This window comes from Variovorax sp. WS11 (genome assembly GCF_010499245.1).
In the GTDB taxonomy this organism is placed as follows: Bacteria; Pseudomonadota; Gammaproteobacteria; order Burkholderiales; family Burkholderiaceae_C; genus Variovorax.
Genome location: NZ_JAAGOW010000005.1, coordinates 998985 through 1022092 on the forward strand (window position 1 = coordinate 998985; position 23108 = coordinate 1022092).

Consider the following 23108-nt stretch of genomic DNA (forward strand, 5'->3'; position numbering starts at 1 on the left):
CCTCTTCGAAAGGCACCGCAGTGATCTACACATTCGTTCTGTTGGACAAGGCCAACTCGCTGGAACTGCGCCGGCAGCTGAGGCCCGAGCATCGCACCTACGTCGCCAAGGTCGCCGACCGGATCGCCTTTGCCGGCGGGCTGGTAGGGGACGATGGCGAGACGCGGGTCGGCAGTCTGCTCGCGATCGATTTTCCGAGCAGGGAGGCGGCCACAGAGTGGCTTCGTGACGAGCCGTTCACACGCGGTGGCCTGTATTCGTCCGTGCAGATCCAGGGGTTCGTGAATCTCTGGCCACAGAAGGCGGGTTTTCCACCAGCGCAATGAGCGCTCCGGAGATCCGCCATCCGATCCCCTGCGCTGCGATCAGAACTATCCAAAGACAGTATGCCCTCCAACAGACACCGAGTGCTGGCTGCGGCCGGTAGCCTTTCGCTCACACCCATGACCACCGTGTTCGCGCAAGGAGCCTTGCCGTCCCGCCACTTGACGATCGCGGTGCCCTTCGTCGCCGGTGGAGCGACCGGGCGATGAATCGAAACGCTTTCATTTGCGACGCCCAGCGTACCCCCTTCGGCCGTTACGGCGGTGCTCTCTCGTCCATCCGCGCGGATGATCTGGCCGCCCATCCCATCAAGGCTCTGATGGCGCGCAATCCGCGTGTAGATTGGGCGGCTGTGACCGATGTGATCTTTGGTTGCACCAACCAGGCAGGGGAAGACAACCGTAATGTCGCGCGCATGGCTTCACTTCTGGCCGGACTGCCAAGCGACGTGCCGGGTGCCACCATCAACAGGTTGTGCGGCTCGAGTTTGGATGCCGTCGGCACGGCTGCGCGCGCCATCAAGTCCGGTGAGGCTTCGCTCCTGATCGCCGGTGGTGTCGAGAGCATGAGCCGCGCCCCTTTCGTTATGCCGAAGGCTGAATCTGCGTTCTCACGCGGCAACGTGATCCACGACACGACCATCGGCTGGCGCTTCGTAAACAAGCGGATGAAGGAGCAGTACGGCGTCGAATCCATGCCGGAGACGGCCGAGAACGTGGCTGTGGATTACCGGATCGAGCGCGAAGCGCAGGACCGCATGGCACTGGCCTCGCAGGTCAAGGCCCTGGCGGCGCAGAAGAGCGGATTCTTCGACGCCGAGATCGTGCCGATCGCCGTACCGCAGAAGAAGGGCGATCCCATTGTCGTGAACCGCGACGAGCATCCGCGTGAGACGTCGCTCGAGGCACTGGCGAAGTTGAAGGGCGTCGTCAAGCCGGACGGGACGGTCACAGCCGGCAATGCAAGCGGCGTCAACGACGGTGCATGTGCCGTGCTCATTGCGGATGAGGATACGGCCGCACGCCATGGCCTTACGCCGCGGGCCCGCGTCGTAGCAATGGCGACGGCCGGCGTGCCACCTCGCGTGATGGGAATTGGACCTGCGCCCGCCACGCAAAAGGTGTTGGCGCTCGCGGGGCTGACTCTGGAGCAGATTGACCTCATTGAGCTCAACGAGGCTTTCGCGGCCCAGGGTCTGGCGGTGCTCCGAATGCTGGGATTGAAGGACGACGACCCTCGTGTCAACCCGAACGGCGGAGCGATCGCCCTTGGCCATCCTCTGGGAGCCTCCGGCGCACGGCTCGCGACGACGGCTGTCAATCAACTTCATCGCACGGGCGGACGTTACGCCCTGTGCACCATGTGCGTCGGCGTGGGACAGGGCATCGCCCTGATCCTCGAGCGCGTTTAACTCTGAAGGAAATGGACCTATGAACACGAATTCGCGATGGGGTGTCGTTATCGGCGGTGGCAATGGCATCGGCGCGGCCTGCTGCAAGGTCATGGCACAGCGCGGATGGCAGGTGGCTGTGATCGACCTGGACCTGAAGGCCGCGGAAGCGGTCGCCAAGGAGGTCGGGGGCGTCGCCTATTCCCTGGACATCAGCGACCTGGAGGCAGTGGAACAGCTCGCCGAGAAAATCGAACGTGAACACGGGCGGCCTACCGGCATGGTGGTGGCAGCGGCCGCTTTTCAGGACAAGTACGCGCCGGACGAATTCCCGATGGATCTTTGGAGGCGCATCATCAAGGTCAACATCGAAGGCAGCTTCAACGCCAACCGTGTGTTTGCCTCGCGCATGGCGCGTTCGGGGGGCGGAAGCATCGTCAATGTCGCGTCGATCGTGGCGCATGCCGCTTCGCCCCAGCATGCGTACGGGCCAACCAAGGCGGCGGTCGCGAACATGACCAGGAACTTCGCGGCGCAATACGGCAAGAGCGGGGTCCGTGTGAACTCTGTCTCGCCGGGCGCCGTTCTCGTCGATCGTGTGAAGGCGAGAGCGCCTGGCCGTTACGCCACGGACATCGATGCGCAGATGGCGCTGGGCCGGCGCATTCAGCCGGTCGAGATCGCGGAGGGCATCGAGTTCCTCCTGTCGGACCGTGCGTCGGCAATCACTGGCGTGGACCTCATGATCGATGCCGGCTGGGCGGTGGCCAACTCGTGGCACATCTATGGTGGTGTTCCTGGTCCGATGGCGGAGGGCAATGCACCCCCGCAGGGTGTCGATCCCTCGCTCGAGTGACAGGTTTCACTCCTTTCGCGGCCAGGTAGTGGCGCGGGAAGGTGCGCTGCGCGTGGAGCGCGCTGGCCACCTTTTCGATGATCGTCACTCTGGGTCCGAGCAGCGCCGCCCTGTGCGTGCACGCGCGCCGCGCCGTTCGACGCGGCTGCTCGCGCGCGCGCAGTGGCGCCGGCACCTTGCGGCTGCTCTGTTGCAGCTCGGGCGGCCCGAGCCCGTCTGTCATCCGGCCGTCGCCGGCAGACGATCGCGGGATCAAGATGAAGTCGGGGCGTTGGCCGTCCGGCGCATGGCCGCGGCGGAGCTCAAGATGTCGGCAAGTCGTCAGCTTGCATTTGTGGATCTTGCTGTTTAGTTCAGGCACGATCTCGTTGCAGCGGCTACGCATGAGCTAGTTGACGCATCAAAGTCTGGCGAACGCCTCGAGCAGAAAATCGACGAACGCCCGCACCTTGCGCGACATTCCACGGCTAGAAGGCCAGACCGCATAGAGATCCGCGTCACCGGGCCGCGGGTTGACCTTGTAATCGGTCAGGACCTTCACGAGCCGACGTTCCGCCAAGTGCTGCCGCACCATCCACTCGTGAACCACGATGATCCCGATGTCCGCAAGCGCTGACGAGAGCAGGATGAGGCCGTTGTCCGTTCGGATGCTGCCCCGTGCCTCGACCTCTACGTATTCGCCTTCCTTGGTGAATGACCACCGCGTGCCGAAGGTGGCGGCGGTATAGAGCAGGCAGTTGTGCTGGGGCAGATCCTGCGGGATATGCGGAACGCCATGCCGTTCAAAATAGGCCTGTGTGCCGCAGACTATTCGCTGGCTCCGACTCAGGCGTCGCGCAACGATATGGGAGTCAGGCAGGTGGCCCAGCCATACCGCCACGTCGATGTTGTTCGCGATGAGATCCTGCCTTTCGTCGGTCAACTGGATCTCGAGGCAGAGTTCAGGATACTGGGCGAGCAGCTTCGGCAGTTCGGGAACCACCACGGTCGTGCCCATAGCAACACGCAACGACACACGCAGGAGGCCCTTTACCTCCTCCTGGAGCGACCTTGCCTCCGACACGGCGTTTTCTAGATCATTCGAGATGCCTGTGACGCGTTCATAGAACCGGCGACCCGCATCGGTGGGTGAGAGGCCGCGCGTGTTGCGATTCAAGAGCCGAACACCAAGCTCTTCCTCAAGCGATTTCACCTGGCGGGCCACGGCGCTGACTGAGGTTTCGCCCGCTGCGCTCGAGAAGCTTCCCGCCTCTACTACCTTGATGAAGGTTCTAATACAGGTGAACTCATCCATTGCGTCTCCTTGCCCAGATTGTAGGCAAGGAGCATCAGCAAGTGAGTCGTGGAGGTCCCTATGTCTTCGCGGGCTGCGGCGTCGGAGAAGCGAATCGCTTCTCGGTCTCCTGCAGGTGCGGTAGCCCGCCGAGCTCGGTGAATTCCTGGAATGTCGCGCATCGATCAAGGATGCCGGCGACGCTGCCTGTGCGCCGGATTTCAGCGAGCACTTCCGTCATCGCCTTGATCGCCGCCAATGCCGTAAAGTTCGGCAGGATCATGAGCTTGTACCCGAGACGGGTGACCTCATCTGCCGAAAGGTAGGGCGTTTTCCCGCTTGTCGGAAGGTTGAACAGGTGCGCGCCAGGCAGGCGCTGCGGGATGTCCGCGATCTCGTCGACTGTGCGGGCTGATTCGATGAACAGCATGTCCGCGCCGGCTTCCAAGTAGGCCTCGCCGCGACGGATCACTTCGTCCATTCCCGCGACCAGCAAAGCATCGCAACGGGCGATGATCATGAAGTCCGGGTCAGAACGCGCAGCGACAGCCGCGCGGATCTTCTGCGCCGCCTCCGCCAACGGCACCAGCGTTTTGCCCGGTAGGCTTCCGCAACGCTTGGGAAACTCCTGGTCTTCGAGGTGGATGGCCGCGACGCCTGCGCGTTCATACTCTCTAACCGTGCGCTGCACGTTCAGCTGGTTACCGAATCCGGTGTCGGCGTCGGCGATCACCGGCACGGAGACGCACTGCGCGATGGCCGCCGCGTTCTCCACCATCTCTGTCATGGTGATGAGACCCAGGTCGGCCACGCCAAGGCGGCTGAGCGCCGTACCGCCCCCCGGCATGTAGACGGCCTCGAAGCCGGCCTGCTCGGCAAGCTTGGCTGGCATGGGGCCAAATGCACCCGCGGCAACCAAGGCATGGTCGCGCTTCAGCAGCCGGCGCAGTTTGGTCGTTGCTCTTTCCATCGCAACAGATTCTAGGAAGGCCGCCAGAACGAGGCTACGCCCCGACACGGCAAGGTTCATTGCCTGGGGCGCAAAGATCGCTGGACCGCCTTCAGGCTTGCGCTGCGCGCTGACAGGACAGACGCCGAGACGCACCGCACTGCGTCGACGCGTGTGCAATTGGCCTTCTGCATGCCGATCGCGATGTCCGGATATCGCGGTCGCGAGTCGATCGGCGAACCCACGTCGATCAAGGGAGGCGGAGAACCGCTGAAGGTCATGCGAGCGCGAGGCGATGACGCTTGGCATTCCTCGGTCGGGGTTTACCCCGGCAAAACTCGGCGTGAGTCGCCAAAGTGCTTCGCGTCCGGAGTCATTGATCGACGCCGCCGCAGTGCCTAAGCTGCATCGGCAATTCGAGACAATCTCCATGACCATTTCCCGCCTCTTGCTTCTGACCTTGCTCACCATCTGCACGGCGGCGTCCGCGCAGGGGTTTCCCGACAAGTCGAAGCAGCTGCGAATCCTGGTGCCGTTCGGCGCAGGGAGCGGCAACGATGTGATCGCACGTGCGTATGCCCGAGCGATCAGCGAAGAGTCGGGCCAACCGACCATCGTCGAGAACAAGCCCGGCGCCGAAGCCGTTATCGGGGTGGAAGCGGCGAAGAGCGCGGCGCCGGACGGCTACACGATCCTGTTTGGCAACAGCTCGACGCACGTGCTGAACGTGCACATGCTGCAGAAGCTGCCCTACGATCCCGTCGCCGATTTCATTCCGCTGAGCGGGGTCGCGAGCGTCGCGCTTGTGATGAATGGGGGACCATCGACGAAGTTTCGTTCCGTCAAGGAGGTGGTCGAGGCTGCGCGCGCGAATCCGGGTAAGCTGTCCTATGGCAGCGGGACCACCTCCACGCGGCTGGCCATGGAGATGCTGGAGCATCTGGCCAAGGTGCAACTGCTGTCGGTTCCGTACAAGGCGATGGCGCAGGCCGCGGCGGCCCTCAGCGGAGGGGAGATCGATCTGCTCGTGACCGATGTGTCGACCGCACTCCCGCACTACCAGGCAGGCCGTATGCGTCCGCTCGGCACGACGGGCCCGAAGCGACTGACTGCCTTGCCCGACGTTCCAACTCTGCGTGAGCAAGGCATCTCACAGTACGAATTTACCGCATGGTCAGCCATGTTCGTTCCGGCGCGCACGCCATCGCCGGTCGTCGACAAGCTGCGGTTGCTCTTCCAGCAGGCGGCGCAGTCGAAGTATGTCGGTGACGCGCTGGCGCTGAACTCGCAAGAACCCTTCGACATGAACACCGCGCAACTGAACGCGCGGATCCGAACGGACCTCGACCACTGGGGAAAGGTGCTGAGGGACCTCAAGGGGACAGCGATTTCACCGAGGTCAAAAGAATGAAGGAGACGCATTGATGAATACTCGCCCTGCGATCGCATACTCGCACGCTGCACTGACGCGCCGGCGCGCCCTCGCTTTGCTGGCGGTTGCTGGCGCCTCGCCAGCCGCATTCGGGCAACAGGAAGGTCGTGTGCGGCTGATTGTGCCGACGAGCGCTGGTTCGGGCACGGATGCGACGGCCCGGGCTCTCCAGCCAGGACTGGGCGCCGCCCTTGGAGTTCCCGTCATCGTGGAAAACATGCCGGGAGCCGCCGGCGTGATAGGGTTGCAAGCAGTGGCACGCGCGGCGCCGCAAGACATGACGCTTGCGGTGATCACCAACAGCCTCGTGGTCTTGCCCAGCGTGATGAAGGGATTTCCGCTGGATGTGACCAGGGATTTCACGCCCATCAGCATGCTGGTGACCATCCCACTGGTGCTGGCCGTGAATTCGAAGGTTCCGGCCAGCAATGCCAAGGAACTGATTGCGCTTCTCAAGAGCAAGCCGGATGCACTGAATTTCGGATCGTCCGGCTCTGGCTCCGTGGCCCATCTGGCAACCGAGATGTTCCTGGATGAAGCAGGCGTCAAGGCCCGGCACATTCCCTTTCAGGGACCCAATCCCATGACAGTCGCCTTGATCGGCGGGCAAATCGAGTTTGGAACGCAAGGATTGTCTGTCTTCCAGCCGCACTTCAAGAGCGGCACGCTTCGCGCCATCGGCGTGTGCTCGACCAAGCGAAGCGCGGCTGCACCTGACATTCCGACGTTCGTGGAACAGGGCCTTCCCAATCTTGTCTGCGAAGCCTGGGTGACGCTGCTCGCGCCCAAGGGCATGGCGCCCGCGACGGTGAAGAAGCTGAATGACGCGACGGCCCAGGCATTCTCAAATTCAGCCACCAAGGACGAACTCACACGGCAGGGCAGCGTGGTGATGCTTTCCAGCCCCGAGGACGCCCAGGCGACGATCCGGCAAGACGTCCTCAAGTTCGCCGCGCTTGTAAAGAAGATCGGTTTGACGCCACAGTGACGCACGAGAGGAGTCACCATGAATGAACAAGCGGAGAAGGAGTCCCCACCCGACGTGTATTTCGAAGACGTCGAAGTCGGCGCAAGACTCGCGGTGCCAGGCCGAGCCGTCACCGAGACGGACTTGCTGGACTTCGCGCGCCTCTCCGGGGACCACCATCCGATCCACATCGACGAGGCTTATGCGCGCGACACGCCATATAAGCATCGCATCGCACACGGCCCGTTCGGCATTGCGTTGGCGATCGGCGCATTTTCGAAACTCCAGCAGTTCCAAAAGGCTGCCATCGCGATGACGGATGTGCGCGAATGGACGTTCCGGGCTCCCGTGTTTGTCGGTGACGTTCTATCGCTCGAGATGACCATCCTCTCGAAGCGGAGAACCCGTGTGGCGGCCGGCGTCGTGGACAGGCATCTTCGCTTGCGGAAACAGGACGGGACCATTGCCCAGGAGGGTCTGTCCGGACTGCTGCTGGCATGCCGCACGGTCGAATCGCAGGTGCCGGATCTGGAGCCAGAGAACGAGGTGCTCAACGACATGCTCGGCCTTGACCAGTAAGTCCAGGCCATTTCCGATGCCTTTGTGCAGCCGTGCAACCACGGCACCTGAGACCAGGCGCGAAGTCGGATCACTGCGATTGGAGAGACCCATACATTGCTGACCCGAATATAACGAAAAGGACGCGCTCGCCGTACGAGCGGACCTGTTTGCGAACGCAGGTGTCCAACTTGAGGCATTGGCCGAACTTCTCGGTGGATGGAGTCACCGACAGCAACCAGCGTCACCGGCTTCATACGTGAATTTTCCCCACCCCTCGCGCATCAGGACCATGTGGAACCGCGCTTCATGCAGGTGCCAGCCTTTCCCTTGCTTTGGCGCCTTCGCCGCACGTCTTTGTACTGGATGAAATCACGCAGGTCGTCGCCGCGCCAAGCCGTGTCGCCAAGCTTCACGTGGGGAAGGCGCGTCGCACTTTCTGAGTATCTATGGTGCAACTTTCGAGTTGCATTCCAGATCGCCAAACGTCATGTGGTCCCACATGCGCTGCTCCACGCGCCCGTTCCAGTCCGCGCGCTTCTGCGCCTCGTCGGGTTTGAGCAGGGGGGCCTGGTCCTTGCCTCCCGAGGCGCGTATCGCCAGCTCGATCCTGCACATGTCCTCGAGGTAGACGCACAGCGCGATCGCTTGCTGCATGTTGCTGGCGGCGACCACTGCACCGTTGCCGCGCATGATGATGCCGGCGGCCTGTCCCAGCGCGGCTGCCACGCCGCCGGCCAGCTCATCGGTGCGCATCAGGCGGGCGTCGTCCCAATAGACAGGTCTCGGATAGAAGAAGGCGCTCAACCCATGCCTGCATTCCGGCGCCTGGCCGAGAACCGACATGGTGAGCACATTGGGCGGGAAGACGCGGCAGATGGCGCCCACGTCCGGGCGCATCCGGTAGATGAATTGGTGGACGCGCACCTCGCCGAGCACGCCGCCGGGCAGTGCGCCGACGATGGGAGCGACAGTCCCTTCGTCCGTGGGCAGGATGGTGCCCATTGCCTTGGAGGCGCAGACCAGCAACTCGCTGTCGCTTAGCCGCGCCGAGCAGTGACCATAGGCCCCCACCAGCCCGGCACGGGCCAGTGCCCTGGCGGCCTTGCGGACGGTAACTTCAGCGGCGGCGCGCTCCAGGCCGATTGCGGCGGCCATCAGCCGCGACCCTTGCGCGAGTTTGATCGCACGGGGTTGGAGAGCTGGCCGACGCGCTCGATGTCGATGGTGACAACGTCGCCCTCTTTCAGGAACTGCGGCGGCGTCATCGCCACGCCGACGCCGGCCGGTGTGCCGGTCGCGATGATGTCGCCGGGCTCGAGGGTCATCACCTCGCTCAGGTAGCTCAACTGGGCACGGATATCGTGGATCATCTGGCTCGTATTCGCTTGCTGGCGCAACTCCCCATTCACCTTCAGGGAGATGGCGAGGCTGTGCGGGTCGCCGATCTCGTCGGGCGTCACCAGCCAGGGGCCGATAGGGCCGTGCGTGTCGAACGACTTGCCCAGCGTCCAGGTCGGACTGCGCTTCTGCCAGTCGCGCGCGGAGACATCGTTGACGATCATGTATCCGGCGACGTGGTCGAGCGCGTCTTCCGGACGGATGTTGCGGCCGCGTCTGCCGATCATCAGTCCGAGTTCGGCTTCGTAGTCAAGTTGCTCGATGACGGCGGGATGGTCGATCGCGTCGCCTGGGCCGACGATGCACGACACCTGCTTGTTGAACCAGATTTGCGATTGGGCCGGCGCGACACCAATGCGGAGGGACTCGTCGGCATGGGCCTGGTAGTTGAGGCCGATCGCCAGGAACTTGGAGGGCGACGTGACGGGTGCGAGCAGCTGGACGGAACTGAGGGGATGCGCCGTCAGCTCTTTCAGCGGGACGGCAGCGAGTTGCTCGAACAGAGTGGCGTTGGCGGAGATCAGTTTGCCGAGGCAGTCAGTGCTCGCGCAATGTTCGGTCAGCTCGTAGACAGAACCGTCCACGACCTTGCCCACGCGGACTTTTCCATCGTGGGTACGGAATCTTGCAATCTTCATCTTTCAATCCTTGAAGTTGGGTTATTCAGGCTTCACGCCAGCCGTCGCAGCGATGGCCTTCCATTTGGTGAACTCGGAGCGGACCAGGCCCGCGAAATCGGCTTGGCTGATGTCGCCGATCTCCGCGCCGGTATCGGTCAACCGGCGCCGCACGGCCGGGTCCGAGAGCACCTTGGTGAGATCCGCATGAATCTTCGCGACGATCGCCGGTGGCGTGCCACGGGGTGCGAAGAGCCCGAACCACACGCTCGCCTCGAACGAGCGGAACTTGTCTTTGGCGAGGGCGGGAGCATCCGGGAGTGCCGCGAAGGGGCGTGCCGACGCGGTTCCGAGCACCTTCACCTTGCCCGTCAGTGCAAGCGGACGAATGGTGCTTGCGCCGCTGATGCCCACGGGAAGGTGCCCGCCCATGAGGTCCGTGGCCATGGGACCGAAGCCTTTGTAGGCCACGTAGGGCATGTTGGTGCCCGCGAGTTGATTGAACAGGTATCCCACGAAGGCTCCCGTTGCATCAGGAGCGCCGAACGACAGGCTGCCAGGGTGCTCTTGGCCGTAGCGGACCAGTTCAGCCACGTTCTTCACCGGGAGCGATGGCGACACAAAGACCGCCGCGGGCGTTTGGGATACGAGCGTGATCGGGATCAATTCGGACTCTTCGTACGGCATGCGTGCAACAAGGTTTGGGAGCACCGTGAAAGCCGCTGACGTCATCAGCAAGGTGTACCCGTCCGCAGGAGCCTTGGCGACGAAGGTGGTACCTATCAGCGTATTGGCGCCCGGCTTGTACTGCACTACTACAGGCTGTCCCCACAGCTTCTGAAGAGCATCACCCACCACGCGCGCATTGGCGTCAACGGCGCCGCCAGGTGCAGCCGGGACGATCAAATTCACGATCTTCGCGGGGTACTCGTCGGCCAGAGCGGGCGTGAGCGCGGTGATGGCCAAGGCCAGGATGGCAAGGCGGGCTTCAGTACGCACGAGGTCTCCTTCAAGTATCGTCTGTCGGACTATGTGATCGCATGGTAAGACATTGATCGGCCGCGCGCAAGCGATTTGTGAGAGGCGAATCTACGTAAGGCAGGGGGTTGACGGAACCAGCTTTTTGATCTTACGATATGGACATATTGTCCACCAGGAGATACTTGAATGATAGAAGCCCCGATGACCAGACGCGGCATGCCGCGTCAGATGGTCAATGACGACGCTGAAGCAGGCTCCTTCCGGGTGCACCGGGGGGCCTTCGTGGACGAAGAGGTGTTGCAGCGCGAGCGTTCGGAGATCTTCGATCGCTGCTGGCTCTATGCCATGCACGAGTCGGAACTCGCCAAGCCGGGGGACTACCTGGCCCGCAAGGTTGGAGGCAAGCCGCTCATGTTCGTGCGCGACCGTGCGGGCGTACTGAGGGGCTTCTTCAACGCATGTCCCCATCGAGGCATGACCCTGTGCCGCGAGAAGTCAGGCACCGCGCGCAACTTCAGCTGCTTCTATCACGGCTGGACCTTCGATCTGCAGGGGCAGTTGGTCGCCTTACCTGATTCCGCCGGCTACGCCGGCGGGGCGGATCCGGTCGGCAAAGGACTCAAGCCGGTTCCTCGGATGGAGATCTACCGCGGCCTGGTATTCATCAACTTCGATGCCGGCGCCTGTTCGTTGGAGGCGTATCTCGGCAACGCCAAGGAGTACATCGACCTGATGCTGGATTTCGGCGGCGACGAGGTGGACATCGCCCCCGGACAGCAGCGCTATTCCATCCGCTCTAACTGGAAGCTGCTGGTGGAAAACAGCATTGATGTCTACCACGCCCACAGCACCCACAACCGCTATTTCAGCCGATTCCTGCCGGACATGGGCTTGCCCGCACGCACGTGGCTGAATGTGAGCGACCAAGCGCCAGGCCGGGCAATAGCGCTCGACAACGGTCACGCGGTCGCTGAAACGCTGGTCCGTTCCGGTCCGCTGTTGAAAACGGCAGCCAACGAACTGGCCGAAGTGCGCCAGCGCCTGGTGGAGAAGTTCGGTGAGGAGCGCGCAGCGCGCATCGCAGACTACGGACGGAACCTTCTCATCTTTCCCAACCTGCTGTTCATCTCGACTTGGCGAACGATCCGAACGATCTACCCGGTGGCACCCGGCTACATGGAGGTCGACGCGTGGGCGCTTCTTCCCCGCAGCGAGAGTGCGCACCTGAAGAAGCTCCGGATGGACAACTTCATCTCCTTTCTGGGGCCGGCGGGATTCGGTACGCCCGACGATGTTTCCGGACTGGAGAGCTGCCAACGGGGCTTTTTCGAGGGCGCTGACAGCCTGTGGTCGGACATCTCCCGCGGCATGCACCGCGACCCTGTCGCGGCGGACGAACTGCAGATGCGCGCCTTCTGGCGGCGCTGGCAGACGCTGCTGGACGAAGCGCCTGCGCCCACCACCTATGGCGATGCTCGCCTCGATCCCGTTGCCGACGATTGTTCACATGGTCCCGAATGTGTCGAAGGAGTCGACCGTGCTTGAAATATCCACCCGGTCAGGGGCCGAAACCGCGCCGGCCGACGACATGCAGGCCCTCACCAGACAAGCCGAATCTTTCCTGTACCAAGAGGCGGCTCTTCTCGACGAATGGCGCCTGGACGAGTGGCTCGCCTTGATGGCGCCCGATGCGCACTATCGCATTCCGCCACTGGACTTGCCGGATGCGGTCCCGGGCGAGGCGCTCTACCTGATCGATGATGACCGGCAGCGCTTGGACTCACGTGTGCGGCAGCTGATGGGGAAGACCGCGTGGGCGGAATCACCTCGCTCGCGAACCCGTCGGCTGGTGACCAACGTGCGGGTGGGTTCCATCACAGATGATGGATTCACGGCGAGTTCGAACTTCGCCGTTTGGCGATTCCAGTTCGACAACAGCGACGTATATGTCGGGCGCTATGCGCACACGTTCGTCCGGCTTGCCGAAGGCCTGCGCGTTCAGGAGCGCAAGGTCGTTCTCGACCTGGAGTCCCTGCGACCCCACGGTCGCATCAGCTTCATCCTTTGACTTGACCATGATTCGCTTCAACAGATTGAGTCGGGTCGATCTCTATGTCACGGACCTCGCGCGTTCGCGGGAGTTCTACGAGCAGATCGTCGGCCTGGAGCCCGTCACAACCGGCGACGGCAGCATTGCCTCGTATCGCTGCAGCGACGATTTCGTTTCCGTCCGGCTGGTGCCCGGGAAGACCCCCGGCCTGAGCGCGGCGGCCTGGGAGCTGCAGGATTCAGCGCAGTTCGAGCCGCTGGAACGGGCGCTCCGGTCTTCGGACACCACTTATGCGCCGGTTTCACAGGAGGAATGCGCCTTGCTGCGCATTGAGCGCGGCCTGAGGGCGCGCGATCCGCACAACGGCACGACGCTGGAGTTCTTCACGTTTGCCGCGCCGCGCGAGCGCCATGTGTTCTCGCCCACGAGCGCAAAGATCATGCAACTGGGTCACGTGGTCTTCGCAACACCGAAGTACGAGGAGACCGTCGCTTACTTCGAGAGGGTGCTGAACTTCGCGCGGTCCGATGCCGTCGAGAACTCGATCACGTTCATGCGAAGCTTCCCCAATCCGTTTCACCACGGGATCGGCGTGGCCCGTGCCGAGAAGACTCCCCACTTTCATCACCTGAACTTCATGGTGAGCGACATCGACGACGTCGGCCGCCTGCATACGCGCCTAAAGAAGGGCCGTATCCCGATCGTCTACGGGCCGGGTCGCCATCCGATCTCCACGAGCATCTTTCTCTACTTCCTGGACCCGGACGGGATGACGCTCGAATACAGCTTCGGCATGGAGACCTTCCCGGAGGAGGCAGCAAGGGAGCCGCGCCTGTTGCCGCGCCGGCCGGAGTGGAGCGATTCATGGGGTTCGGTGCCTGCGCCTGAGTTCGGAAAGGTGGGTGTGCTGTGACAGATAACCAAGCCAATCCGATTCCTGGCGAGGTCCAGGTCGAGTGTCAGAGGTTCCGCGGCCGCGCCGCCATCGTCACGGGCGCCGCCAAAGGTGTTGGTGTCGCGATCGCACGACGGCTTGCCCAGGAGGGGGCGGATGTCCTGCTTGCTGACATCAACAAGGATGGCGCAGCGTACAGCGCCCGGAAACTTTCCGAAGAGACTGGCCGCCACGTAGAGGCTTTTGGCGGTGATCTGAGTCAACCGGGGGTAGCCGAAGACATGGTTCAGCGCGCCCTCGACAAGTTCGGCCGAGTGGATGCGCTCGTCAACAATGCTGCGGCACTCATTCGCATGCGATTGGTCGATTTCACCGAGGAATTGCTGCAGCTGGCCGTCAATGGAAATATGTGGACGACACTGAGGTGCTCGCGTGCAGTGCTGCCGACTATGACCGCCCAACACTATGGCCGCATCGTCAACATCGGCGGTGAAGCCTGGCGTACGGGCACGCCCTTCCACACGCTTCTGGGCGGCGTTGGCAAAGGGTCGATGATCGGCTTGACCGCCACGATCGCCGGAGAGGTCGGTGAGCATGGGATCACCGTCAACTGCGTATCCCCAAGCGCGATTGCCGTCGTTCCTTCGGACCAGGGCCCTGGTTCCGGCGCACTGAACCCGGTTTGGAATCCGCCCGACGTAGCGAATGAACTAGCGCGCATTGCCGCCTCCCGCGCCTACGGGATTCCGCGGTCGGCCCATCCCAGTGAAATCGCAGCTGCCGTCGCGTTTCTTGCATCTTCCGAGGCGTCCTTTGTTACCGGCCAGCACATCGGTGTGAGTGGCGGCCGGGCCATGCTCTAGGAGGGCGTATGCAGACGGTCAGAGTCGCTTCCGTGTGCCGGGAAACCCCGGAAATCATCTCGCTCGAACTCGTGTCGGCGCAGGGCGAGCCGCTTCCGCCGGCACACCCGGGCTCGCACATCGACGTTGCCATCGGCTCATGTCCGGCGGACGGCACGCCGACGCTGCGACAGTACAGCGTGTGCCACGGGCCTGATGAGACAAGCCTCTATCGCATCGGAGTGAAGCGCGAATCCAATTCACGAGGCGGCTCCGAATGGCTGCATCGCGTGGTGCGCGCTGGAGACACCTTGAGCATCGGAAGACCGAGGAACAACTTCCCGCTGTCAGACGAAGCAGGTTTCCATGTTCTTGTCGCGGGCGGAATCGGCATCACGCCGATGCTCAGCATGGCATTGCATCTCCACGCTATGGGGACCAGGTTCCGGCTGGAATACTTCGTCCGCTCAATGGAGCATGCTGCTTTTGCTTCGGTGTTGCAGCGAGCTCCCCTCGCAGAGAGTGTGCGGTTCCATGTCGGTGTCCCGGCCGATCAGCTGGAGGCGGCAGCGACCGGGCTGTTTGGCGAACAGCCTACGGCGAACGCACACCTGTACGTGTGTGGCCCAGCGCCTTTCATGGGGGTCGTGGAGCGCGTGGCAGCAGGCGCATGGCGGGCAGACACTGTCCACAGGGAGTATTTCGGTGCTGCGACAGGAGAACAGGCTGCGAATGGCGCATTCACCGTGCGGCTTGCCCGCTCAGGCCAGGAGCTCCTGGTGCCTGCAGGCGTGCCAATTGTCGAAGTACTCGAAACGGCCGGGGTGCCGGTGGAAACCTCTTGCCGGCAGGGCGCCTGCGGCACCTGCCTGGTGAACGTGATCGAGGGAACGCCAGATCATCGCGACAGTTTCCTCCTGCCTGATGAGCAGCAGGGGGGACGCTGCATCGTCGCCTGCGTATCCCGCTCGCTATCCCCGACGCTGGTCCTGGACCTGTAGCAGCTTCGCCAGCGCTGCAGCCTGCCCGGTGGCTGCTCGGCTTTCACGCGCCAGCGTAACCGGCTGCGCGCGAGATTTCCTGGGTGGCCTGGATCAGTTGAGGCAGCAGCCGCTCCCGGACCGCTCCGTTCATTCGCATCTCGGGGCCTACCACTGCAACGGCCCCCAGGACCTCCGCGTCGTGCCCGAAAAGCGGAGCGGCAACGGACATCGCACCAGCAAGGACTTCGCCGCTCGCCGCGAAATAGCGGTCCTTGCGGACGCGCTGAATGTCAGTCTGCAGCTTGCGGCGCTCATTGTCGGTCAGTCCCTCGCACGCTCGGCGCACCTCGTCGTCGGAGGCAAAGGCGAGCATGACCTTGCCCGCCGCTCCGATTGTCAAGGGAGCTACATAGCCGATAGGCCGACTGTAGTTCAGTGGCTTTGAACTCCGGATTTCGTGGACCAACATCCGTCCGTGCGGCGGGTTGGGCACGAAGAGCATGACCGTCTCGTCACATGCTTGCCAAAGACGCTCCAGGACGGGCTGACTGATCTCCACCAGATCGAAGGAACGTTGCCACGAGCGGGACAGTTCAAGAACCTTGTGGCCGAGCCGGTAGCGGCGCGGATCGCCAAACCAGCTCAACAGGCCTTTTTGTTCCAGAGCCGCGAGCATCCGGTAGAGGGTCGGACGCGGGAGCTCAAGCCGCTGCTGCAGTTCGCCTATCCCCATCACTGGTGAATCGATAAAGGCGAGAACAATGTCGACAGCGCGATCAACGGAGCGGACGGATTTGGTGGACATCAGTTTTCGGAGTCAGGGGCTTACGAATCATTTGACGACGCGATTGTCTCAGGATGCAAACCTGACGCGCGGAAGCGAGGTTCAGCGGCGCAGCCGCGGCTGCTGGTGATGGATGCAGTGCTCGTGGATCGGCTGCCGAATGCGGGCCGCGCCAGATCGCGACCTCCTTTGCGCGCTCGGCAAGAGTCCTTGGCGCTGCGGCATCTGGTCGCAGCGAAGGCCCGTTCATAGAATGCTTTTGACATTGAGCGATTGACGATGTGTACCGCACCAAGCGACTGCCGAGAGCGGGGCGATTGAGGCCGTGCTCAGGTACTGACGCTCGACCTGCCCCAGGATTTCGTCTGTTGAATCTACCAGCTACTACCGAATTGAGCCCAATGAGCACTACGCACTTTTCCCATGTGAAGCCTGGTGACACCGAATGGCGAAGCTTCGGCCTCCGTGAATTTTTCCAGTACAAGGATCTGGGGATCGCTGCAGCGACCGGTGGCAAGGTGATAGCGCAGCTCGTGCGCGCAGGCAAGGCTCCGGAGCGGGGCACTGTCTGGCATGTTCATGAGGCCGAGTTTCACATCGTGCTCATGCTGAAAGGTTGGGCCAAATTCATGTACGAAGACCAAGTGACCCTGGTCGAAGCTGGGGACTGCGTACATCAGCTGCCCGGCATCCGGCATTTCCTCTTCGATTATTCGCCCGACATGGAGTATTTGGAAGTCGTCGGGCCGGCAGATTTCGGGTCCGTCGAAGTTCCGGCCGTTTGCGAAGTGCCGCCGCCCGGACGCTGGAGCGAAGATGCCGTCCGTGGCGAGCAGGCGGGCCGTGCCAACTTGCAGCAGCTAGTACAAGCAACGTCCATCGCTGGGTGAAGCCAGAACGGAAGCCGCAGCCGACAGAGCTGGTCCAGCCAGACCTCGCTCGACGCGACGGCACGCTTCTCACTCACGATGGCGTTCAGCCTGGCTAGATCAACTTGACGGACGCGTCATGGTCATAGAGGAGGCCGACTTCACCGTGTCCGATGGAGCCGCTGCTCAACACAAGGGCTGACCTGCCCTTCCATTTTCGCGCCGCTCGTGTCGTGGTGCGTATCGACCATTCGCCAGTGACATTGGCCGGCCTAGGCAGCTGCCGGATCTTGGCGGGACCCGAGATGACGTTCGCGAAGGTGCGGAAAGCCTTTGGGGGGCCTCGAGCTGCTTGCCTCGGGGCTCGATATCCTTGAGTGTGTTCGTTGATCCTGACAAGGTGATCGCGGCGGGCGAGACACCCGAACCCGTCCAAGCGTCGACAGCCCATGGACGACTGCGAACACGAGAACAGCGAGCCCTTCCGTGTCCACGTCGTGTGGCAACACCCTTTGTCGAACATCTTGCTCGATGCGGCGACGCAATGCCGACCTGACCTCGGCACGGATCTTGGTTACGGCAGGACGGACATCTGCCGCGGCTTCGATCCTGACGCTGTCGAGGCGGCAAACAGGCATCCAGGCGGCGTGTTTTCGAGTGTGCAAGTGGCTTCGTGCTGGGTGCCAAGGAAGCCGGTGATCGAGCAGCGGTTGGGGCAACCTCTCGCCGCGACGGTGCGCGCCGGCGAAGTGTCATGCCAGATCGGAAGGCGGAAGGGGCTGTCGATTGGATAGCGCTTTCGCGGTTAGGCGGACGGCCTGAACGTCACTTCTGCACACTGGCGCCATCGGCCTGTTCCCGCAACGTCGCAATGTCTCGTTTGGGAGCGACGCCGAACAAACGGCCGTATTCTCGGCTGAACTGCGAGGGGCTTTCGTAGCCTACCTTGAACGCCGCCCTCGAAACGTCCAGGTGCTCGTTCAACATCAATCGCTTTGCCTCGTTCAACCGCAGCCACTTCTGGTACTGCAAGGGACTCATAGCGGTCAGTTGGCGGAAGTGCAGATGAAACGTCGGCGTGCTCATCTGTACACGGGTGGCGAGTTCCTCGACGCGAAGCGGCAAGGCGTAGTTCAGCTTGAGCCAGTCGATGGCCTTTGCAATCCGATAGCCGTGACCGTCGATGGAAGCAATCTGCCGCAACTTGGGCGCCTGATCGCTCGTCAGAAGTCGGTAGTGGATCTCCCGCTGGATCAGCGACGCGAGTGCTGGGATCGCCTCCGGTTCGTCTAGCAGCGCAAGCAATCTGTCGAATGGGCGCAAGATGGCGGCCGTCGCCTCACCAATGCCCACGCTTGTGCCGACAGCGCGATTGCGACTTGGCGGCAGGCTGCCTTGGGCGATCAGTTCCGCTACGACCCGTAGGTCGAGCTTGAGCGTCAGCCCGAGGCACGGCGCTTCGGAGCTCGCCACCACCACTTCTGAATCGGCCGGCAGATCCAGCGAGGTGATCAGAAAGCACGAGGTGTCGTAGCGATAGGCGTCACCGCCCAGCCACAGTTGCTTGGCGCCCTGGGCGACTAGCACGACGCTGGGCTCGACCATGCAAACCGCCGGGGCCGCTGGTGCTTCGCGTCGAAAAAACGTGAGCCCGGCGATGGGGGTATCGAAGTCGCCGGGGCCGGGGGTCCGGGCGTCGATGGCGCGCGCCAAGTTAGCCAAGAGCGAGTCAGTTCTGTCGATGTCGGATTTCAAAGTGGTCATGTTGGTATTCGAGCCCTCCGATCGCCACTCTAGTCTCGCTTAGTTCCTGTGACTATAAATCTCACCATCTTTCATCGGATCAGGCAAGAAAACCATTGGAATACGGCTAACTGGAATTGGTGGTTCTCTGGAAAATGCTCATATCGATTTGCGAAGGAAGTCCGCCCGGCCGCGAAGGGGCGGGTCATTTGACTTGGTTCTTCCGAGCTGGGACCTGTCATAGCTCAGGGTCTGCTCGCGGATGACGTTGTGCTCCGAGCCAACCCGATAGCCGCACGCCGAAGTCGTGGTATCGCCAAACATCAATGACGGATTGGTCGCGCTGCAGCCTGCCAACGACGACAGCGCTAGCGCGCTCAAGTACCCGGGGATGAACGTGTTCATAGCTTCGTCTCCATTGATGCTTCCGTTCGCGCCACGCCCTCATCCTCGAGCAAGGCCGTGCGCGTGTTTGCCGAGCCGGCGCGGGTCCGTAAGGTGCGGCCACGAGGGCCCCCTACTGCAACGTGGACGGCTATCACTCCAGCGAGCCTTCGCCGCAGCGCACGCCGGCGGTGTTCCAGGCCGGCAGCTCCGACATCGACTTCGCGGTCTACGGCCTCGATATACCGATCGCCTACGGCAACACGAAGCGAACGAATCCGCCGCGCACACAGCCGAGCAGCAAGGCTGGACGCGGGTCGGCTGCTGGAGCGCTTCAAGTTCGGGGGGCCCTATCCGGCCATCGTGGGCGACCCTTCAGATGTGGCGGACGCTGCAGTCGTGGATCGACGAGACCGGCGTCGACGGATTCAACCTGAGCGGCACCGTGGTTACCCGGCTTCCGGGGCTCGCCCTTGTCCGTGTCCACTGTTGGTAGCGCACCCGGCGACGAACTGGGAAGAATGCGCATGAATTCCCGGTTGCCTACAGTTGACGGACATAGAGCGATACACTACGGCCAGTTGCCCGTCTGTCGAGGAGAGTCCATGCTGGTCAAGACACTCTACATCGTATCGTTCGAGCGTGGTGGCGGACATTTGGGGCCCCCACTCAAGAGCGCGAAGGGCTTGTTCCAGAAGTACTCGGACAGGCCGGGCACAGATGCAGTTGTCTGGTACCACGTCAAATCCAAAGGTGTCTTTGAGGAAAAAGCGCGTTGGGAGCGTAGCGCTGCACCGACTACTCACGAAAGGCTTCGGGCAGAAGGTCTGTTGCGACCGGCACCTGTTGCCGTTCCCGCCGCAGCCGGAAACGTCCCCGCGGCGGCAGGGGTCAGCGCTGCCGCTCCGGGAGGCCTCCCCAAAGCCGTTCAACGGAAGCCGGAGGTCGGGGCGGATGATGCCGGTGCTTATGTTGTTGCACACGCGTCGGATTACCAAGTGGCGCAGACGGGTGCGTATGCCATCGCGGGAATCCTTGCGGCGGATCTCAAACTGCCGATGCTGCGCAAGATTGTCTTCATTGCCTGTCATGCTGCTGAGCGCGATGAGACAGCGGCCAACGACGTGCGACAACGGGATGTGAAGATCAAGGGCGACGATACGAAGCCGGGCCCATGGGTGCATGGCCTTGACCAGGCCGAACTGTCGTTCATCACTATGTTCGCGTGCTGTTACGGCGAAACGCTCAAGGACCCCAAGAAGGTGTTCGTAGCGGGTTGGGATTGCGCGGTGTCAATCGCCGAGGGGACGAAAGACGTGGCCACCGAACTCCCGGAGGACTTCAAGGCGAACGCTGCCATGGACGGAAAGAAAATCATCAATCAAGGAGGGGGATGGAAGTTCCCGACGGCGGGTCGCCATAGGAAGGCCAAGAAGATGTTCTGCTGGTCCGTCCAAGGTGGACAGACATCGACCGTATCGAAAGTGGAGCGCGCGCAGTGGTCCGACAAGGCCTAGCCAGGGCGGGAGTAGGGCCGGGCGCCATCTGTGTAGGATCATGATTCAAAGCGCTTGGGTTCTCCCTGAGTGAAATCAGGCGCTTTCGCAGCGACGTCCCCGGCGTGATGGACCGTCGAGCACGGGCCAGCCCAGCGGCAACAACGACCTCTGGATCGAAGTTCACGCCCGTGCCGAAGGCTGGGTGCTCGTCACCAACAATGGGCATGAGTTCAGCCGCGTCGAGGATCTGGTGGTTGAGAACTGGGTTCGACGAACCATCGAAGTCCGTCGAATATTTCGACGACACAACCGCTGAACGATGCGCTCAACCTGTCGTCGGCTGATGCCAAGCCGCTGCGCGGCCTGGCCGACGCGCAGCATTCGATCCACCACGGCCTGGATCGTCTTGAGGCGGTCTGCTTCGCGTATCGTCATCGTGATCGTCGCCGCAGGTGTCGCCATGGCCGTACCCCAAGCCCAGAACCTGGGTCGGGCGACTTTGCGACATTTGAAATCGGCTACAACACGACATTGCTAAATCGCTCCTACAAATTTTTGTTTGATCGACTTGTTATGTTCATTTCATTCTCTCCCCCCTGAAAAGCCGGCCCGCGCAGGGGAGAAGAGGGGAGAAGAGGGCGCCACGGCAGCGCGACAAAATGACATGGCCTGGCAGGGTTGGCACCACCGCCGTCTCGCCGCTCGCAGGAGGTCCTCCATGCCATTTCTCGCGCCCTCGTTCGCACGGCTGCCGCCCCTGACCTGTCTGCTGGCCGACCAGATGGAATCGCGCAAGAACATCGCCCGCCACCTGGGCGTGAGCTTGCGCATCCTGCAGCGCTACGCGGCCAGCGCAATGCCCCGCACGCGGTTTATCTCACGCTGTGGTTCGAGAGCCGCTGGGGGCTCGCCACCCTCCACGCGCAGGCTTTCAATGAAGCGCAGCACGCCCGCGCCTGGGTCGCCTCGCTCGAGCGCGAGTGCGAGCGCCTGCGCGGCGTGATCCGGGCGCTCGAAAACGCTCAGGGGCAGGCTGCGGCCAACTCGGCGGTGTTTAACGCGTTCTAAGCCGCGCAGGGCGTTGGGGCAGGGGCGCGGGAGCTCGGCTGGGAGGCGCGGGTGCAGGCCCCGCTGCCACCGCCACCACCGCCCGCGGTCATCGTGAGCATGCCCGCCCATTACGAGATGACCGGTGGTGCGGGTCTGCGGCGCACCAGCGTGAGGGGTTGGCAATGCAGTATGGGGGAGGGCAGTTGGCCCCTGAAAGGATGGCGCGCGACAGCCTGCTTCGCAGCGATTGCCGTCCTTCCCTGCCGCTCGGTAAACTCACGCTGTGAGGCCGATTTCGGTCATCCTGGTGCCAAGCAGATCTCAGCATCGGATGACCGGTGTCAAGGCAGTGCAGACATAGCCCGTCGCCGGCGCGCGGCGGCGAAATTGCTATAGCGGCAACTGAGGCGCAGCCGGCACCCTCCGTTGGCGAAGGCCAATCGAACTGAGTTGATCAGGGACCGGAATGGCGGTACGGACCCACTCCTGCCCTCCACCCCCGATCGCCGAGCGGCAGCTATGCGATCGACAGCGGTCGAAGATGCTGTCGCTGCACTCCGGATTGCACAGCAATCAGGAGCGCTTGGCCCCGACAAGGACGAACAGCATGGTCGCCGGCTTGTCGCTCTTATTGCGCCAGGCGTGGCGTGTGCCGTTTTGGATGACCACATCGCGCGGCGCCAGCTTCTTCGTGGCGCCATCATCGAGCTCAAGGTGTAGTTCTCCCACGATCAGTACGCCGTAGTCGACGGAATCGGTGGTATGCATGCCGGGGTGGTCCATCTCGAACCTCTCTGCAAGGCCGGGTAGTACCTGCATGTACTCGGCACCCGCGGCCGCTGGATCGAATCCAGGACTCTGCATCACAGCGTCGGGAGGGAAGGTGATAAACATCAGGTTCGTGCCGCCTGGTGAGGGGGCCCAGGAGCGGGCAGAGGCCGCCGGGTCGCCTTCCGTCGCGGGCACTGAAGCGTCGGGCGAGGTCTCCCACAACAGCGACGTGGCGAAACCCGGAACATTCTTGAATTCGGTCGTCCGAGACGCGGCGGAATCCTTTAGGAAGATGGACTTGCCGGTCTGATCGTGGCCGGTGACGATGCGTCGGATGTGCATGTTGTTCTCCTCGTTGGCCGATCAATACATGATCACGACGTTGGTGAACCCACCGCCGCGCTGGTCAATTGCGTCCAGGGCCTCATTGACTTTTTCAAGCGGGAAGCGCTCGTGCTCGAACACGCCGAGGTTCAACGTGCCCGCCTTA

The 23108-nt window shown here is 62.7% G+C and carries 21 protein-coding genes and 4 pseudogenes; 15 read left to right on the forward strand and 10 right to left on the reverse strand.

The features are described 5' to 3' along the window. The first annotated feature begins 20 nt into the window (after positions 1 to 20). From GXN78_RS39315 to GXN78_RS39325, 3 genes are all read left to right on the forward strand, one after another. Positions 21 to 326 carry a YciI family protein gene (locus GXN78_RS39315; RefSeq protein ID WP_106557985.1) on the forward strand — a complete coding sequence of 102 codons (306 nt, stop codon included), beginning with the start codon at positions 21 to 23 and terminating at the stop codon, positions 324 to 326. 203 nt (positions 327 to 529) lie between these two features. Beyond that, positions 530 to 1735, forward strand: a complete 1206-nt coding sequence (gene pcaF, locus GXN78_RS39320) for a 3-oxoadipyl-CoA thiolase (RefSeq protein WP_106557986.1) — start codon at positions 530 to 532, stop codon at positions 1733 to 1735. Positions 1736 to 1826: 91 nt separating this feature from the next. Further along, a complete protein-coding gene (locus tag GXN78_RS39325; RefSeq protein ID WP_239143156.1) occupies positions 1827 to 2570 on the forward strand; it encodes an SDR family oxidoreductase in 744 nt (247 codons plus the stop codon). 400 nt (positions 2571 to 2970) lie between these two features. Here GXN78_RS39325 and GXN78_RS39330 read toward each other — a convergent pair whose 3' ends face one another. Then, positions 2971 to 3864 carry a LysR family transcriptional regulator gene (locus tag GXN78_RS39330; RefSeq protein WP_106557988.1) on the reverse strand — a complete coding sequence of 298 codons (894 nt, stop codon included), beginning with the start codon at positions 3862 to 3864 and terminating at the stop codon, positions 2971 to 2973. A gap of 58 nt (positions 3865 to 3922) precedes the next feature. Then, entirely contained in the window at positions 3923 to 5224 is a 1302-nt protein-coding gene (locus tag GXN78_RS39335; protein WP_239143088.1) for an oxaloacetate decarboxylase, read from the reverse strand. Here GXN78_RS39335 and GXN78_RS39340 point away from each other — a divergent pair. Genes GXN78_RS39340 through GXN78_RS39350 form a run of 3 tightly spaced genes read left to right on the forward strand, consistent with a single transcriptional unit; the run spans position 5223 to position 7770 of the window. Next, complete coding sequence (locus tag GXN78_RS39340) at positions 5223 to 6203, forward strand: tripartite tricarboxylate transporter substrate binding protein (protein WP_164256352.1); 981 nt, start codon at positions 5223 to 5225, stop codon at positions 6201 to 6203. The two genes, GXN78_RS39335 and GXN78_RS39340, sit on opposite strands and share 2 nt — an antisense overlap. Before the next feature lie 13 nt (positions 6204 to 6216). Then, positions 6217 to 7212, forward strand: coding sequence for a tripartite tricarboxylate transporter substrate-binding protein (locus GXN78_RS39345; RefSeq protein ID WP_106557990.1), 996 nt, complete (start codon positions 6217 to 6219; stop codon positions 7210 to 7212). A gap of 18 nt (positions 7213 to 7230) precedes the next feature. Next, positions 7231 to 7770: a MaoC/PaaZ C-terminal domain-containing protein gene (locus GXN78_RS39350; RefSeq protein ID WP_106557991.1), complete on the forward strand. Its 540-nt coding sequence runs from the start codon at positions 7231 to 7233 to the stop codon at positions 7768 to 7770. A gap of 426 nt (positions 7771 to 8196) precedes the next feature. Here the strand turns inward: GXN78_RS39350 and GXN78_RS39355 are convergent, their stop codons facing one another. The 3 genes from GXN78_RS39355 to GXN78_RS39365 all read right to left on the reverse strand — a co-directional run bounded on the left by GXN78_RS39355 (position 8197) and on the right by GXN78_RS39365 (position 10766). Continuing rightward, on the reverse strand, positions 8197 to 8907 hold the full coding sequence (locus GXN78_RS39355) for a class II aldolase/adducin family protein (RefSeq protein WP_106557992.1): 711 nt from the start codon (positions 8905 to 8907) through the stop codon (positions 8197 to 8199). Continuing rightward, positions 8907 to 9746: a fumarylacetoacetate hydrolase family protein gene (locus tag GXN78_RS39360; RefSeq protein WP_343231044.1), complete on the reverse strand. Its 840-nt coding sequence runs from the start codon at positions 9744 to 9746 to the stop codon at positions 8907 to 8909. Before GXN78_RS39360 ends, GXN78_RS39355 begins: the two co-directional genes overlap by 1 nt. 63 nt (positions 9747 to 9809) lie before the next feature. Further along, positions 9810 to 10766 carry a tripartite tricarboxylate transporter substrate-binding protein gene (locus GXN78_RS39365; RefSeq protein WP_164256354.1) on the reverse strand — a complete coding sequence of 319 codons (957 nt, stop codon included), beginning with the start codon at positions 10764 to 10766 and terminating at the stop codon, positions 9810 to 9812. 168 nt (positions 10767 to 10934) lie between these two features. On the opposite strand from GXN78_RS39365, the gene GXN78_RS39370 reads away from it, so the two are divergent. From GXN78_RS39370 to GXN78_RS39390, 5 genes are read left to right on the forward strand one after another with little or no spacing between them, the layout of a single operon-like run. Then, positions 10935 to 12293, forward strand: a complete 1359-nt coding sequence (locus tag GXN78_RS39370; RefSeq protein ID WP_239143089.1) for a Rieske 2Fe-2S domain-containing protein — start codon at positions 10935 to 10937, stop codon at positions 12291 to 12293. Continuing rightward, a complete protein-coding gene (locus tag GXN78_RS39375) occupies positions 12286 to 12816 on the forward strand; it encodes an aromatic-ring-hydroxylating dioxygenase subunit beta (RefSeq protein WP_164256356.1) in 531 nt (176 codons plus the stop codon). The genes GXN78_RS39370 and GXN78_RS39375 overlap by 8 nt, the downstream gene beginning before the upstream one ends. A gap of 7 nt (positions 12817 to 12823) precedes the next feature. Further along, the gene (locus tag GXN78_RS39380; protein ID WP_164256358.1) at positions 12824 to 13711 is read left to right on the forward strand and encodes a VOC family protein; all 888 of its coding nucleotides are present in this window, start codon (positions 12824 to 12826) and stop codon (positions 13709 to 13711) included. Next, on the forward strand, positions 13708 to 14556 hold the full coding sequence (locus GXN78_RS39385; protein ID WP_106557998.1) for an SDR family oxidoreductase: 849 nt from the start codon (positions 13708 to 13710) through the stop codon (positions 14554 to 14556). Before GXN78_RS39380 ends, GXN78_RS39385 begins: the two co-directional genes overlap by 4 nt. Positions 14557 to 14564: 8 nt before the next feature. Further along, positions 14565 to 15536: a PDR/VanB family oxidoreductase gene (locus tag GXN78_RS39390; protein WP_106557999.1), complete on the forward strand. Its 972-nt coding sequence runs from the start codon at positions 14565 to 14567 to the stop codon at positions 15534 to 15536. A 43-nt stretch (positions 15537 to 15579) separates the two neighbouring features. Here GXN78_RS39390 and GXN78_RS39395 read toward each other — a convergent pair whose 3' ends face one another. Further along, on the reverse strand, positions 15580 to 16323 hold the full coding sequence (locus GXN78_RS39395; protein WP_106558000.1) for an IclR family transcriptional regulator: 744 nt from the start codon (positions 16321 to 16323) through the stop codon (positions 15580 to 15582). 380 nt (positions 16324 to 16703) lie between these two features. On the opposite strand from GXN78_RS39395, the pseudogene GXN78_RS39400 reads away from it, so the two are divergent. After that, a pseudogene (locus GXN78_RS39400) lies at positions 16704 to 17102 on the forward strand (cupin domain-containing protein); the annotation flags it as partial. A gap of 749 nt (positions 17103 to 17851) precedes the next feature. Next, positions 17852 to 17965 (forward strand): annotated as a pseudogene (locus tag GXN78_RS42345) (DUF3363 domain-containing protein); the annotation flags it as partial. 31 nt (positions 17966 to 17996) lie between these two features. Here the strand turns inward: GXN78_RS42345 and GXN78_RS39405 are convergent. Continuing rightward, positions 17997 to 18935, reverse strand: a complete 939-nt coding sequence (locus tag GXN78_RS39405; protein ID WP_106558003.1) for an AraC family transcriptional regulator — start codon at positions 18933 to 18935, stop codon at positions 17997 to 17999. Between the two features lie 138 nt (positions 18936 to 19073). Next, positions 19074 to 19319 (reverse strand): hypothetical protein, encoded by a 246-nt coding sequence (locus GXN78_RS39410; protein ID WP_106558004.1) that lies wholly within the window; start codon positions 19317 to 19319, stop codon positions 19074 to 19076. Positions 19320 to 19370: 51 nt separating this feature from the next. Here GXN78_RS39410 and GXN78_RS41795 point away from each other — a divergent pair. Next, positions 19371 to 19749, forward strand: a pseudogene (locus GXN78_RS41795) (hypothetical protein); the annotation flags it as partial. 154 nt (positions 19750 to 19903) lie between these two features. Beyond that, the gene (locus tag GXN78_RS39415) at positions 19904 to 20815 is read left to right on the forward strand and encodes a hypothetical protein (RefSeq protein WP_146163087.1); all 912 of its coding nucleotides are present in this window, start codon (positions 19904 to 19906) and stop codon (positions 20813 to 20815) included. Positions 20816 to 21106: 291 nt separating this feature from the next. Here the strand turns inward: GXN78_RS39415 and GXN78_RS39420 are convergent. Both GXN78_RS39420 and GXN78_RS39425 read right to left on the reverse strand, forming a co-directional pair. Beyond that, positions 21107 to 21259 (reverse strand): annotated as a pseudogene (locus tag GXN78_RS39420) (helix-turn-helix domain-containing protein); the annotation flags it as partial. Positions 21260 to 22420: 1161 nt separating this feature from the next. Continuing rightward, the gene (locus GXN78_RS39425) at positions 22421 to 22960 is read right to left on the reverse strand and encodes a cupin domain-containing protein (protein WP_106558006.1); all 540 of its coding nucleotides are present in this window, start codon (positions 22958 to 22960) and stop codon (positions 22421 to 22423) included. Positions 22961 to 23108 lie beyond the last annotated feature (148 nt).

Bases quoted from the DNA above. Each gene is read 5' to 3' on its own strand.
- GXN78_RS39355 (WP_106557992.1), bottom strand. From the start codon at position 8,907: ATGGCCGCCGCAATCGGCCTGGAGCGCGCCGCCGCTGAAGTTACCGTC.
- GXN78_RS39415 (WP_146163087.1), top strand. From the start codon at position 19,904: ATGCTGGTCAAGACACTCTACATCGTATCGTTCGAGCGTGGTGGCGGA.
- GXN78_RS39325 (WP_239143156.1), top strand. From the start codon at position 1,827: ATGGCACAGCGCGGATGGCAGGTGGCTGTGATCGACCTGGACCTGAAG.
- GXN78_RS39370 (WP_239143089.1), top strand. From the start codon at position 10,935: ATGATAGAAGCCCCGATGACCAGACGCGGCATGCCGCGTCAGATGGTC.
- pcaF (WP_106557986.1), top strand. From the start codon at position 530: ATGAATCGAAACGCTTTCATTTGCGACGCCCAGCGTACCCCCTTCGGC.
- GXN78_RS39335 (WP_239143088.1), bottom strand. From the start codon at position 5,224: ATGGAGATTGTCTCGAATTGCCGATGCAGCTTAGGCACTGCGGCGGCG.
- GXN78_RS39410 (WP_106558004.1), bottom strand. From the start codon at position 19,319: ATGAACACGTTCATCCCCGGGTACTTGAGCGCGCTAGCGCTGTCGTCG.
- GXN78_RS39395 (WP_106558000.1), bottom strand. From the start codon at position 16,323: ATGTCCACCAAATCCGTCCGCTCCGTTGATCGCGCTGTCGACATTGTT.
- GXN78_RS39405 (WP_106558003.1), bottom strand. From the start codon at position 18,935: ATGACCACTTTGAAATCCGACATCGACAGAACTGACTCGCTCTTGGCT.
- GXN78_RS39380 (WP_164256358.1), top strand. From the start codon at position 12,824: ATGATTCGCTTCAACAGATTGAGTCGGGTCGATCTCTATGTCACGGAC.
- GXN78_RS39425 (WP_106558006.1), bottom strand. From the start codon at position 22,960: ATGCACATCCGACGCATCGTCACCGGCCACGATCAGACCGGCAAGTCC.
- GXN78_RS39330 (WP_106557988.1), bottom strand. From the start codon at position 3,864: ATGGATGAGTTCACCTGTATTAGAACCTTCATCAAGGTAGTAGAGGCG.
- GXN78_RS39340 (WP_164256352.1), top strand. From the start codon at position 5,223: ATGACCATTTCCCGCCTCTTGCTTCTGACCTTGCTCACCATCTGCACG.
- GXN78_RS39390 (WP_106557999.1), top strand. From the start codon at position 14,565: ATGCAGACGGTCAGAGTCGCTTCCGTGTGCCGGGAAACCCCGGAAATC.
- GXN78_RS39350 (WP_106557991.1), top strand. From the start codon at position 7,231: ATGAATGAACAAGCGGAGAAGGAGTCCCCACCCGACGTGTATTTCGAA.
- GXN78_RS39345 (WP_106557990.1), top strand. From the start codon at position 6,217: ATGAATACTCGCCCTGCGATCGCATACTCGCACGCTGCACTGACGCGC.